The 14,079-nt window shown below is 40.7% G+C and carries 10 protein-coding genes and 2 pseudogenes; 2 read left to right on the plus strand and 10 right to left on the minus strand.

Features of this window, described 5'->3' with window-relative positions; all coding sequences use genetic code 11:
- Positions 1-263 precede the first annotated feature (263 nt).
- The 5 genes and pseudogenes from NYR89_RS10325 to oxyR form a co-directional block, all read right to left on the minus strand.
- Complete coding sequence (locus NYR89_RS10325; protein WP_279445735.1) at positions 264-728, minus strand: hypothetical protein; 465 nt, start codon at positions 726-728, stop codon at positions 264-266.
- A gap of 276 nt (positions 729-1,004) precedes the next feature.
- On the minus strand, positions 1,005-3,365 hold the full coding sequence (gene rnr / locus NYR89_RS10330) for a ribonuclease R (protein ID WP_279445736.1): 2,361 nt from the start codon (positions 3,363-3,365) through the stop codon (positions 1,005-1,007).
- A 65-nt stretch (positions 3,366-3,430) separates the two neighbouring features.
- A complete protein-coding gene (locus NYR89_RS10335) occupies positions 3,431-3,946 on the minus strand; it encodes a protein disulfide oxidoreductase (protein ID WP_279445737.1) in 516 nt (171 codons plus the stop codon).
- Positions 3,946-4,577, minus strand: a pseudogene (gene fabR / locus NYR89_RS10340) (HTH-type transcriptional repressor FabR). Before fabR ends, NYR89_RS10335 begins: the two are co-directional and overlap by 1 nt.
- Positions 4,570-5,463, minus strand: a complete 894-nt coding sequence (gene oxyR / locus NYR89_RS10345; RefSeq protein ID WP_279445738.1) for a DNA-binding transcriptional regulator OxyR — start codon at positions 5,461-5,463, stop codon at positions 4,570-4,572. The pseudogene fabR and the gene oxyR overlap by 8 nt, the downstream one beginning before the upstream one ends.
- A gap of 125 nt (positions 5,464-5,588) precedes the next feature.
- Between oxyR and NYR89_RS10350 the strand changes: the two are divergent.
- Positions 5,589-6,325: pseudogene (locus NYR89_RS10350) on the plus strand (glutathione peroxidase).
- 69 nt (positions 6,326-6,394) lie between these two features.
- Here the strand turns inward: NYR89_RS10350 and fbp are convergent.
- Complete coding sequence (fbp, locus tag NYR89_RS10355) at positions 6,395-7,399, minus strand: class 1 fructose-bisphosphatase (protein WP_279445740.1); 1,005 nt, start codon at positions 7,397-7,399, stop codon at positions 6,395-6,397.
- A gap of 122 nt (positions 7,400-7,521) precedes the next feature.
- Between fbp and mpl the strand changes: the two genes are divergently transcribed.
- Complete coding sequence (mpl, locus tag NYR89_RS10360; RefSeq protein WP_279445741.1) at positions 7,522-8,886, plus strand: UDP-N-acetylmuramate:L-alanyl-gamma-D-glutamyl-meso-diaminopimelate ligase; 1,365 nt, start codon at positions 7,522-7,524, stop codon at positions 8,884-8,886.
- A gap of 130 nt (positions 8,887-9,016) precedes the next feature.
- Here the strand turns inward: mpl and fbpC are convergent, their stop codons facing one another.
- The 4 genes from fbpC to NYR89_RS10380 form a co-directional block, all read right to left on the minus strand.
- Complete coding sequence (gene fbpC, locus NYR89_RS10365) at positions 9,017-10,063, minus strand: ferric ABC transporter ATP-binding protein (protein ID WP_279445742.1); 1,047 nt, start codon at positions 10,061-10,063, stop codon at positions 9,017-9,019.
- Between the two features lie 50 nt (positions 10,064-10,113).
- Entirely contained in the window at positions 10,114-12,177 is a 2,064-nt protein-coding gene (locus NYR89_RS10370) for an ABC transporter permease (protein WP_279445744.1), read from the minus strand.
- Positions 12,178-12,281: 104 nt separating this feature from the next.
- Positions 12,282-13,322: an ABC transporter substrate-binding protein gene (locus NYR89_RS10375; protein WP_279445745.1), complete on the minus strand. Its 1,041-nt coding sequence runs from the start codon at positions 13,320-13,322 to the stop codon at positions 12,282-12,284.
- A gap of 244 nt (positions 13,323-13,566) precedes the next feature.
- Positions 13,567-14,079 carry a hypothetical protein gene (locus NYR89_RS10380; protein WP_279445746.1) on the minus strand — a complete coding sequence of 171 codons (513 nt, stop codon included), beginning with the start codon at positions 14,077-14,079 and terminating at the stop codon, positions 13,567-13,569.

Here is a 14,079-nt window from a genome sequence, read left to right on the forward strand (position 1 = left end):
CTTGTTTTAAATATGAAAATAAAATCTATTATAGCGGTATATGCTGAAATTGATAGGACTTAATCGGCGATAGGCGAAAAAAAACGCCTCATTTTGTGGGGGAATGAGGCGTAAGAGTTGGAGTGATTACCTATTATTTTTGAAGTGATTTAATGATAATAATTCTCATTAATATAAGCAATAATCTTTACAAATACTTACAAATAAGAATCCTTATCATTTACTACAATAAATAATAGGTTTGTATTCCAATCTCTTTACGTTTAGGCTTCTCTACAATTTAACCAAGGAACACGAGTCCCATTGATATTTCTATAATAAATTGAGCTTTGTTCACCGGCAATTAAATCAATGTAGCTACCTTGAATTGGATTGTATGAGCGATAGCTCACTTCAAAACGGGTACCTCTCGCATTAAGCGTTTTATTTTCGAGATGATCAAAGGCTTCGACTTTACCACCGTCTAACTGAAAGTAAAAACCGAAATTATCTTTCATACGGCTTTCTCTAGAGAGAGGAAAATAGCTCGCTAAATAAGCACTATCACCGGTTGCAAGATTACGACAGGTATAATAATAACGTTTATAGTTTGCCGGATTGTGTAATTCGGCTTGGCTAATATTCGCCTTTAAATAACCGCCTTTGGCATTTTTCGATGTTTGTGACGGTGTACACGCAAATAATGCGGTCAGTGTTGAAGTTAATAAAATAAGTTTAAGTGTGTTCATATCCATAAATTCCGATAAAAATCGCCTAACTCTTTAGCTAGGCAATCATAGTTTAAACGGATAAAGCAGTAAGCGGTAGAATTTGTAAGAAATTTTGCAAATTTGACCGCTTGCTCACTATTTCTTACGTTGGGCTTTTTCTGTTTTATGCCTCAATGGACGCCAAGCGTGGCGTCCCTACAATAACTGCCGAATTTCGTTCTGATTTTGTATAACGTGATCAGTAGGGACACGATGCTTCGTGTCCCATTTTAATTCACATCGGTGTCTTTGCCCTTATTTCTTCGCCTTACCAGCGGTCGTTTTTTTCGCTTTTTTTGCAGATTTTGCTTTGGGCTTGTCGCCTTTTTTGCCTTTTGCTTTCACTGTTTTCGGTTCTTTGAAAACCGGTTTTTCGCCAGCATTTTTCTTCGCCTTCTGCTTCGCCGTTTTGCCCACTGCAATCCCTTTACGGAGATTATCAATTAACGCAAAGTCGATTTTCTTATCATCTAAACTCACATTGATGACTTTCACTTTGACCGGATCACCTAAACGGTAAATAATGCCACTACCACCGACTAAACGCTGACGATCCGCATCATAATGATAGTAATCGTTGTCTAATGTTGAAATATGCACTAAACCGTCAATCAGTAACTCATTGATTTTAACGAATAAACCGAAACCGGTAACGCTTGAAATCACCCCTTCGAACGTTTCACCGAGATGATCTTGCATAAATTCACATTTCAGCCAATCCGCTACTTCACGGGTTGCTTCATCCGCACGGCGCTCGGTTGCCGAGCATTTATCACCAAATTGATCGATGTCATCCAGTTTATAGTGGTAACCGCCACCGTCCGTATAATTGCGAGTGTTACCTTTTTCTTTTTCAATTAAGTATTTAATTGCACGGTGCGGCAGCAAATCCGGATAACGGCGAATTGGCGAGGTAAAGTGAGCGTACTCGGTTAACGCTAAGCCGAAATGCCCTACGTTATCCGCCGCATATACCGCCTGTTTAAGTGAGCGGAGTAGCATAGTTTGAATTAACTCACGATCCGGACGATCAGCTAATTGTTCGATTAATTCCGCATAATCTTTCGGTTGCGGATCTAAGCCTACATTCCAAGTTAAGCCGCACTCTTTAATGAACGATTTGAAACTGGTCAGTTTTTCTTCGCTCGGTTTATCGTGAATACGGAATAATGCCGGCTCATTTGCTTTTTCGACAAAACGAGCCGAGGCGATATTCGCTAAAATCATACATTCTTCGATAATTTTGTGTGCATCGTTGCGAATCAGCGGTTCAATCCGTTCGATTCTGCCTTGCGGATTGAAAATAAATTGGTTTTCAACGGTTTCAAATTCGATTGCGCCACGGTTTTGACGAGCTTTTACTAACACTTGGAACATTTCGTTCAAGGTTTCCAAATGTGGTACGAGAGGTGCGTAACGCTCACGTAATGCTTCATCGCCTTCTAACATTTTCCAAACTTTGGTATAGGTTAAACGTGCGTGTGAGTTCATTACCGCTTCATAAAATTGATAGCCGGTCAGTTCGCCTTTTTGCGATACAGTCATCTCCGCTACCAAACATAAGCGGTCAACTTGCGGATTCAGTGAACATAAACCGTTGGATAAAATCTCCGGTAACATTGGAATCACTCGATTTGGGAAGTAAACCGAGTTACCACGGTTTGTCGCTTCTAAATCCAGTGCAGTTTTCGGGCGAACGTAATAGCTCACATCGGCAATCGCTACCCATAAACGCCAGCCGTCAGCTTCTTTTCTGGCAAAAACAGCATCATCAAAATCTCTGGCACTTTCACCATCAATCGTGACTAATGGTAAGTCACGTAGATCCACTCGACCGAGTTTAGCTTCTTCCGGTACTTCTTCATTAAATTGGCGGATCTGTTTTTCTACACCTTCCGGCCAAACGTGCGGAATATCGTGATTACGCAGTGCAATTTCGATTTCCATACCCGGTGCGAGGTTATCACCTAAGATTTCGGTAATAAATCCCACAGGGCGATTGAAACTCGCTTTGCGTTCTTGCAGTTCCACTACAACCACTTGCCCCATTCTTGCCCCCATACGTTGATCGTCAGGGATTAAAATATCTTGAGTAAGGCGGCTGTCGTCTGGCACAACAAAACCGATGCCACTTTCAAGGAAGAAACGGCCGACAATTTGTTTTTTACGTGCTTCTAACACACGTACAATACGTACCTCACGACGACCCCGGCGATCGGTTCCGTTTGGCTGAGCAAGGACGAAATCACCGTGCATCACACGTGTCATTTGGTTATTCGGAATAAACCAGTCATCGCCCTTTTCACCGCCTTCTACTTGCAGAAAACCGAAGCCATCACGATGACCGATCACCGTACCTTTAACCAAGTCCATTTTTTCCGGTAGGGCATAACGTTTGCGTTTGGTAAAAATTAATTGCCCGTCATTTTCCATCGCACGTAAGCGGCGGCGAACACCTTCGATACGTTCTTCGTCATAAATATGAAAGGCTTCAAGCAATTCTTCACGGCTCATCGGCGCATCAAATTCTCGAATAGTGTTTAAAATAAATTCCCGACTCGGCACGGGATTCTCGTATTTCTCGAGTTCTTGTTGGTAATTTGGATCAACGATCATAATGTTCTCTATATGCTAAAGCGGTCTGATTTGCAGAAAAATTGACAAATCAGACCGCTTGAATTTTAAGTGAGGCTAGACAGCCATAAACGGACTTTAAGTCCCCAATAGCTTGTCAGCCCTGTTGTATGCTGTACCACCTTACCGTCTTTTATGATTAAAATCGTTGGTGTGGCTTGGATGTTCCAGCTTTTGGATAGTTCGCCATCAGGATCATTGATGACAGGGAAATAGTAATGTTCTTGTTGTAAATAATTAGCCACTTGTTGCGGATCTCCGGACTTAAGTGCAACGCTTAACACCGGAATCTTTTCATCGGAAAGTTGCTGAATCGCCGGTGAAGTAAATTTACAATAACCACACCAGTCGCCCCAAAAGTAGAGCAACATTGGTTGCTGATGGCTTAATTGGGCAATCACTTTCGGCTGTTGCTGTAAATCGTATAACACCTGTTGGGCAAATTCATTCGGCTCACTTGGTTTTCGATACCAGTCAACCGCAATGCTTAATACGATAAACATTAAACCGTATAGAAAAATATTTTTACCAAAACGTAATAAAAATATACTTTTCTTTGGCATTATTGGTGATCCTTATCGTGGCTATAAGTATAAGAAGCCGCACCACGGGCTAACATTCTTAATTGCATAATCACACGTTGTTTAAGTTTCTCTCGTTCTTGTGTGTTCATATCAAGTGCATAAGAACCGGCTGTAAAAACGATAGTCACTAATCCTTCCGCTTGGATATAAGCGATTTCTCGGCTACTGTTCGGATCTTTTGAAACGATATAATCGGTTAATTCGGCAATAAAGTGCTGGATTTCCCGTGACGCGCGGTACGAAATGCTTGCGATGTGCCTGAACTTTCGCGTAATAATAAGCGAAACACGTTCGGACGATCCGCAATTAATTCAAAAAATGTTTCGGTTGAAACAGCAACTACACTTCCGCCAGTCGCAATACGTTTACGTGCTTGTCGCATTAGTTGGCGTAATACTAAGCCGGATTCATCCACCATGGCTAAGCCTAGTTCGTCCATATCTTTGAAATGGCGATAGAATGAGGTCGGAGCAATGCCGGCTTCTCTTGCTACCTCGCGTAAGCTCAGGTTAGAAAAACTCTTTTCAGCACTTAATTGATTAAATGTCGCATCCACTAAAGCTCGGCGTGTTTTTTCTTTTTGCTGTGCTCTAATGCCTATGTTACTCATGCTTGCTCTCTTGTTTCATAATCTGAGAGATTTCTTTGGCAAGGCGTTCATAACGAATACGTAACGGTGAGCCTGGGCGATAAATTAGCCCTACAGAACGATATGGTTTCGGATCGTTAAATGTGAGGTATTTTAAGCCTTCGCATGGTTTAGCCGCCAGTTCCGGAATTAGGGAAATGCCGGCATTTGCCGCCACCATATTACGCAATGTTTCTAAGTTAGTCGCTTTAAAATGTGTGCTTTCTTTGGCACCGACAGATAAGCAGTAATCCAACGTTTGGGTACGTAAACAGTGACCATCATCTAAAAAGAGCAATTCTTTATCTTTTAATGCACTAATATCTAAGCCTTTTTGAGCGACCCATTCGTGTTGTTGTGAAACGGCCAATAACATTTGCTCGTTGAAAATAGGTACTTCGATAAATGGCTCGCTTTCTTTTACAAAAGCTAAGATACCGCAATCTAATTGACCGGATTCCAACTGATCGACTAATTGTGAAGTTTGTAGCTCGTAAATATAAAGTTCTAATTCGGGAAATGCCGATTTTAATGCAGGCAATACAAGTGGTAAAAGATACGGACCAAGCGTTGGAATAATGCCGACGTGAAGTGGGCCGGACATTTCTTTGCCTTGGTTACTTGCCATCTCTTTTAGCACTTTTACTTCGCGTAATACGGCTTTAGCTTGTTCAACCAGAGTTAAACCGGCTTGCGTAAATAATACTTTACGGCTGGTACGCTCAAGTAAAACCGTACCTAATTCGTCTTCTAGTTTGCGAATTTGACCGCTGAGTGTCGGCTGACTCACATTACAGGCATCAGCCGCACGGCGGAAGTGTTTATAATCTGCTAAGGCAATTAAATATTCTAAATCTCTAATATTCACAGGAACTCCCAGTTAGATCGAAGAATGACCATTTTTCCTATTAATCAAATAGGCTGAATTATGGCATATTTAGGTGTAGAATGCGTGCGGTTTTTGAAAACATTATGTAAAACAGGAGAATTTTTATGTCATTTAAAGATATGACTGGGCAAAAAGTGCCTAACGTAACCTTCCCAACTCGTAAAGGTGGCGAATGGGTTAATGTAACTACTGCAGATTTATTCGATAACAAAACTGTTGTAGTTTTCTCTTTACCGGGTGCATTCACGCCAACTTGTTCATCAACTCACTTACCGCGCTACAATGAATTAGCGGGTGAGTTCAAAAAATTAGGTGTAGATTCAATCATCTGTATCTCTGTAAATGATACTTTCGTAATGAACGCATGGGCGAAAGACCAAGATGCGGAAAATGTGATCTTATTAGCAGACGGTAACGGTGATTCACTGAAGGTATGGGTCGTTTAGTTGATAAAGCGAACTTAGGCTTTGGTAAACGTTCTTGGCGCTATTCTATGCTTGTGAAAAACGGCGAAGTAGTGAAAATGTTTGATGAGCCGGAAAAAGACGGCGACCCGTTTGAAGTATCTGATGCGGAAACTATGATCAAGTTCTTAAACCCTGAGTGGAAAGACCAAGATCCAATCGTGGTATTTAGCAAAACTGACTGCCCATTCTGTGCAAAAGCGAAAGCGTTATTAGCTGAAAAAGGCTTACGCTTTGAAGAAATCGTGTTAGACAACGATTCACAACGCGGTAAAGTGGTACGTGCGGTTGCAGGTAGCCAAACTGTTCCACAAATCTTTATCGGCGGTAAATTAATCGGCGGTAGCGATGCTTTAGAAGCGTATTTTGCAAAATAATAGGCAAATTTAACCGCTTATAAAAAAACCGAACGTTTAAGAGCGTTCGGTTTTTTGTTTTTATTAGGACTATTCTGCAAACTCTTGCATAAATTTGACCGCTTGTTGCACCATTGAGGTTGAGCCGACAAAGAACGGTACACGCTGATGCAGTTCGGTCGGTTTAATATCTAAAATCGGATTAAATCCGTCCGTTGCCATTCCACCCGCTTGTTCGGCTAAGAACGCCATTGGATTGCCTTCATATAATAAACGTAGCTTACCTTTCGGATATACAGTTGAGGTTGGGTAGATATAGATACCGCCTTTTAACAGATTGCGGTGGAAATCCGATACTAATGAACCGATATAACGCGATGAATACGGACGTTTAGTCGCTTCGTCACTTTCTTGGCAATATTTGATGAATTTTTTCACACCCATCGGGAAAGTGACATATTGTCCTTCGTTAATTGAGTAATATTTTCCTTCAAACGGCATTTTCATATCCGGATGAGACAGAATAAATAAACCGAGGGACGGGTCATAAGTAAAGCCGTTGACACCATTACCGGTCGTATAAACTAACATTGTAGATGAACCGTAAGTCACATAACCCGACGCCACTTGTTTACGCCCTTCTTGTAAGAAATCTTCAATCGTAACCGGCGTACCAATCGGTGAAACACGTTTATAAATCGAGAAAATCGTGCCGACCGAAACGTTTACATCAATATTTGAAGAACCGTCTAAAGGGTCGGTCATTAAAATATATTTTGCATTTCTACCTCTTTCGTTGTCAAAAGCAACGAAGTTATCGTCTTCTTCAGAGGCAAAACCTGCCACATCTTCACGTGCAATTAATGCTTTTTTCATCGTTTCATTGGCAAATACATCTAATTTCATTTGTGCTTCGCCTTGAACATTTTCTGAACCGGCAACGCCTAAAATATCTTGGCTCAAACCGGCACAGTTAATTTCTCGGTGAATAATTTTAGCGGCTAGTCGAATAGAAGATAAGATACCGCTTAATTCACCTTTCGCTTCTGGGTACTCCGCTTGTTTTTCAATAATAAATTCGCCGAGCGTTTTCATAATTTCTCCTTGGGCTGTGCTAGAATAATAGCCAGTATTATAGAGATAAAGCTAATTTACCTCTAATAAGGCACAACAATTTTGTGACATCGATCACATATTTTTTACATTAAGGTTAATTTATGACACAGAAACATATTCATATCTTAGGCATCTGCGGCACTTTTATGGGCGGAGTCGCGATGATTGCACGAGAGTTAGGCTATAAAGTGACAGGTTCGGATACTAATGTTTATCCGCCAATGAGTACATTTTTAGGGAATCACGGTATTGAAATTATTCCTAATTATGATGTAGCACAGCTTCAGCCGGCACCGGATTTAGTCGTTATCGGTAACGCAATGAGCCGTGGTAATCCTTGCGTAGAATATGTATTGGATAATCAGCTAAATTACACTTCAGGTCCGCAATGGTTGCATGATCATCTGTTAAAAGATCGCTGGGTACTGGCGGTGTCCGGTACGCACGGTAAAACCACCACCACCGGTATGCTAGCGTGGATCTTAGATCAAAATCAGATTGATACCGGCTTTTTAATCGGTGGGGTTGCCGGTAATTTCGGTATTTCGGCACGTGCTGGTTCAAGTAAATTTTTTGTGATTGAAGCGGATGAGTATGACTCTGCGTTCTTTGACAAACGGTCTAAATTTGTGCATTACACGCCAAAAACATTAATTATTAATAATATTGAATTTGACCATGCGGATATCTTTGATGATTTAAAAGCAATTCAACGCCAATTCCATCACTTAGTACGTACCATGCCGAGCAAAGGTTGTATTCTGTCTGCAGTGGCGGATGAAAATGTACAAAATACGCTGAAAATGGGCAGTTACAGCGAGTTACAATTTATCGGCGAAGATAAACAATGGTTTGCAAAACCGATTTCTGCTGATTGTTCGCATTTTGAAGTATTTCACAAGGGGGAAAAAGCCGGTGAAGTAAAATGGAATATTATCGGAGCACATAATATGCACAATGCATTGATGGCAATCGCGATGGCACATCACGCCGGTGTATCTGTATCAGGTGCTTGTGAAGCACTCGGTTCATTTATTAATGCGAATCGCCGCTTAGAAGTGAAGGGCGAAGTGAATGGCATTACCGTCTATGATGACTTTGCCCATCATCCGACCGCAATAGCGGCAACAATTGATGCTTTACGTGGCAAAGTAGGCAAAGATCAGCGTATTTTAGCGGTGCTTGAGCCTCGCTCCAATACGATGAAAATGGGCGTGCATAAAGAAGAAATTGCACCGAGTTTAGTTGATGCGAATGGGGTCTTTGTGTACCAACCGGATACGATTCCGTGGTCGGTTTCAGTGATTACCGATAATTTAACTCAACCTGCTAAATGGTCGGCGGATTTAGATGAATTGGTCAGAATGGTTGTGGAAGAAGCGAAACCGACAGATCATATTTTAGTGATGAGTAACGGTGCATTTGGCGGTATTCATCAGAAATTATTACAAGCATTGAAATCTTAATAAATAGGCAGAGATTCTCATTTGCTTCATAACACTTAAATGGTGGGCAGAATTGCCCACCATACAAAACAATTAAGATTTTCTATCATTGCAAAAAATTTGCAAAAATAACCGCTTGTCTTGTTGTCACTTACTCTTTTTTCAGTAAGAAAATCCCTTGTTCGGTAAAATGGATAAATGCTTCTTTTAATTCAGGATCAAATTGATCCGGATTTGCATTCACTAAAACTTCTTTACCGTTCCACTCTGCAACAATCTCCCAATGGTTGCCCATATAAACCGCATTCTTGATTTGACAACGCTGACCGGCTTCACCTATGGCGGTAAGTTGAATCGCTTCTGGGCGTACTCCGACTAAACATTCACCGTCTGTAATACCGAAATCAGCGACATTGTGAAGTGGGAAACGATAAGCTCCGATCGTGACGATACCTTGATTTAAGTTACCGTCAAAAATAGTGGATTCACCCATAAAGTTGGCAAGGAATAACGAGTTTGGACGCAAGTAGAGATCTTTCGCCGGTGCTTTTTGCATAATTTTGCCTTTATTCATCACGATCACCTCATCGGACACGGCAAAGGCTTCAGTTTGGTCGTGCGTAACATAAAGCGAGGTAATACCTAAACGCTGTTGCAGTTCACGAATTTTTTCACGCATTGAACGGCGTAAGTTGGCATCCAAGTTACTTAATGGCTCATCGAATAATAACACTTTTGGTTTTAATACTAAGGCTCGTGCTAATGCGACACGTTGTTGCTGACCACCTGAAATTTGATCGACAAATCGGTCTTCAAAACCGGCTAAATCAACCAGTTCTAACGCCTGTTTTACACGCTGTTTACGTTCTTCATTACTCACGCCCTGCATACGCAAACCATAACCGACGTTATCGCCAATCGACATATGTGGGAAAAGTGCATACGACTGGAACACGATACAAATATCTCGATTTTGAATCGAAGATTTGGTTACGTCTTCGCCGTCAATAAAAATTTGACCGCTTGTCGGGTTCTCAAGCCCTGCGACTAAGCGTAACACCGTGGTTTTACCGCGACCGGAAGGCCCTAATAAAGTGACCATCGTGCCACGTTTAATGACTAAATCTAAATTATCAATTACCGTTGCTTTACCAAAAGATTTGGTAATATTTTTCAGTACTAAGAAATCGTTGTTCATAATATTTTGCCTTTTATATGCGGGCGACGTACATACCGCCCGTTGACGAATTAATCTGCTTTTTTCGCTTTTGATTTCGCGATACGTGTATCTCCGACAATCCAGTCGAAGAATAAAATAATCGCCATCATCACCACAATTAAGATGGAACCGTATGCGATCGCCACTCCGTATTCACCGTCTTCAACGCGATTTAATATATAAGCGGTTGCAACACGGGTATCTGCGGTCACAAGGAACACAATCGCACTCACGGTTGTCATCGCACGTACGAAACTGGTAACTAATGCGGATAACAATGCCGGTTTGAGTAGCGGGAAGACGATAAACCAAATGGTTTTTAACGAACTGCCTTTCAATGATAATGAAGCTTCATCCAACGATTTATCCAACTGACCAAGTCCGGCAATCGCCGCACGCATACCGATCGGCAAATCTCGCATCACCATTGAAATAATAATGATGATACCGGTGCCGGTAATATACATTGGTGCATCATTAAAGGCGAGAATATAAGACACACCGGCAACCGTACCCGGTACGGCAAAGCACAGCATGGTTAAGAACTCGAGAGTTTTCTTACCTTGGAAATCTTTACGCACCACAATATAAGCGATTAATAAACCGAATAACGCTGTTAACGGTGCGGCAATACCGGCGTAGATCATCGTATTGATTAAAGACGGCCACGCCCCATCACTTAAACCTTGTCCAAACAACATTGCATAGTTATTTAAGGTTAAGGTGTAATCTACCCCCCAGTTTACTGTGAAACTACCGTAGAAAATACTGCCGTATAATGCAAGGTTGAACACCACCCAGAAACCTAACATCGCAATAATCGTAGCTTTCAAACCGCTCGGTAAATCTTGCACATCACCACGATAAGATTTACCTGAAACGGTTACATATGAGCGGTTACCAATCCACATATACTGAACGATAAAGATCAGTAATGAGAAAATTAGCAACATCGATCCTAAGGTACTTGCCGAAGCATAATCTAATTGTGAGCCGGCAATATAGAAATAAATTTGAGTGGCAATGACGTCAAAGCTACCGCCTAATACTAACGGATTACTAAAATCAGCGAGCGATTGGATAAACACGATTAAAAATGAATTTGCCAATGCCGGACGTAATAACGGAAAAATAATGTTGTAGAACGTTTGATAACGATTTGCTCGTAACGTATAAGACGCTTCTTCGATCGAAGGATGAATTGATTTCAACGCACCGTCTAAAATCATAAATGAAATCGGTGCAAAAGCGAGAATCTGTGCGATCGCAATCCCGTTAAAACCATACAGCCAGTTATGATCTTTAAAGCCGAAGTAAGTATCTAAAAATTCGGTGACATAACCTGAACGACCAAGCATTAAGGTCACGCCAAGCCCCACCACAAACGGCGGTGTCACAATCGGTAGGATTGAGAAAATTTTTCCGATAAAGGCGGTACGGCGAGCGATTCGAGTGGTATAAAGTGCAAAGGCTAAACCGAAAACGGTTGAAACAATGCCGACAAAGCCGGAAAGGAATAGCGAGTTACTGATGACTCGAACAATATAACCTTGTCCTAAAATTCTAACGACTTGTTCCGGTGCGAACGTTTCACCGTCATAAAACATCGAAATAAAAATTGCAACAGTCGGATAAACGATAAAGAAGAAAATCAGCAAGATAATACTAAGCAATGCCGCAATAATAAATTTATCACCTTGCATCATTTTGAGTTTAGCAAAGGCAAAGGTGGCAAGTGCGGTTAGACTTGCGATCAGCACCATCACTGAATAGCCCATGCTGACTTGGTAAATCGTTGCCGAAATAAACGCAAACAGCAAAATAAAACTCACCAATGCCAGTTCTAGTTTTGCCTGTGCTTCATTTGAAAGTTTAAAGAAAGGTAGTAACCAAAAAACCACTAAAGGTAAAAACCACAGAATAGTCAGATTAACTGAAGACCAACCCATCGCATCTAAATATTCATCAGCGGTGCTTTCCAATAACCCGTAATCGAGAGCTTTGGAAGGCAGAACCATAAATGCAATAAGTGAGAGCAGAATCCAAAAGTGGCTAGATTCAAACAGCGATCTTTTATTTGTAATAGAATCCATATAGCCTCACAACAACTAATAAAAAATATCGAAAAAACAAGCGGTCGTTTTTCGTAGATTTTTTTGCAAAATTTTTACGAAAAACGACCGCTTATAAAAGGCAATTATTTCGCTAATTTCACTTCATCAACCCATTTATTGATTAAGCGTTTACGTTCGTCACTTGCACCATATTTTTCAAAATTATAATCAATCAATTTCAGTTTAGTGAGATCAAACGCAAGAGGCGATTGTTCCGCCGTAGTATTGGTTAACGTTTGTAACGCTTGACCTTTTTTCCATGCGGTTTCCTGACCTTCTTTTGAAAGGGCGAAATCAACGAATAATTTAGCATTATCTAAGTTTCTCGCGCCTTTTAAGATACTTACGCCGCCTAATTCATAGCCGGTGCCTTCACACGGCACAACCATTTCAAGCGGTGCACCCTGCTCTTTTTCTAACGCATAGTCGTGTAAGAAGCCGATACCAACTGTAGTTTCACCACGAGCGGCATTACGTGCCGGTGTGATACCGGATTTGGTATATTGAGAAATATTCGGATGAAGATGTTTGAAGTAATCGAACGCTTTATCTTCGCCCCAAAGTTGAGCAAAGGTTGCGATAGCAGTATAAGCCGTACCGGAACTTTGCGGATCGGCGATTTGAATTTCACCTTTTAATTTCGGATCGGTTAAATCGTTCCAGCATTGTGGCATTTTCTCAATACCTAATTTTTTCAAACGTTCAGTATTTACCGCAAAGCCCAAAATACCAATATATACCGCAGAACTCAGATTACCTTTTACTTTTGCCGGATCTTGGAATTTTGGCATAATTTGGTCGATATTTGGTGAACGATATGCTTCTAATAAGCCTAATTCGCCTGCTTGTGATTGTGGATCTAAAGTTCCACCGTACCACACGTCCGCTTGCGGATTATTTTTTTCTGCTTCAATTTTCGCAAAGGTACTACCTGAACCGTTACGGATAAAAGATGTTTTTACATCATATTTTTCTTCAAACGTTTTAGTCGCATTTTCACACATTACATTTGTCGCACTACAGTAAATCACTAAACGCCCTTTTGCTTGAGCCGCTGAACTAAACATTAAGCCTGCACCAAGTAACGCGACTGAAACTGCTAAAGAAAGTTTGCCAAATTTCATAATCAAAACCTCATATTGAGTGTAAATCAACAAAATGTGATGAATTAAACATCACCATATTTTCTTTTTAACACTAATTTACAGTAATTGAAGCAAAAATACCGTGAGCAAGTTCACAAAACGAAGATTTATTACTTGGGAATGGGCGGTTATGAGTAAGAGAGTGATAGGAAAGGTAATTAAGAAAAAAGGAAGCGGTTAATTTTTGTATAATTCATACAAAAATCTAACCGCTTCAAGAGAGCTATTTCACAATAATTTTTGCACCATTTGAAAAAACAATCTGGCGAGCTTCAAATTGTGCGGTAAGTTCAGCTTTGTTGCTGAGGAAAATTGCTTGAGCTTCTTGCGGTAATTCTGAAACCGGTACAGCAAAGGCTAATTCCGCTGTAGTTTGACGTTTTAAATTATCTTTAAAGGTAACCGGTGCATCTTGAGTTAAGATGACTTTACCATTATGGATATAATTTACCGCCCATTGCACAATACGAATATTACGCTTTGTTTTATTTTCAATACTATATTTAAAACTAATCATCGGTTGACCTTGGTTATTACGTGCTAATTCATAACCAGAAAAGCCTAAACCAATACTATCGTTGAATTGTTTTAATTTAGCATCTTTCGCGGAAAGAGGTGCATTTTTTGTTGTTGCTTTGTGTTCAACTGTCGGCTGAATTTTATTACCTTCGGCATAGCTATTCATCGCTAAACATGCTGATATTGCTACAGTGGTAAGTAACGTAGAGAATTTCAT

This window comes from Actinobacillus arthritidis (genome assembly GCF_029774155.1).
Taxonomy (GTDB): Bacteria; Pseudomonadota; Gammaproteobacteria; order Enterobacterales; family Pasteurellaceae; genus Actinobacillus; species Actinobacillus arthritidis.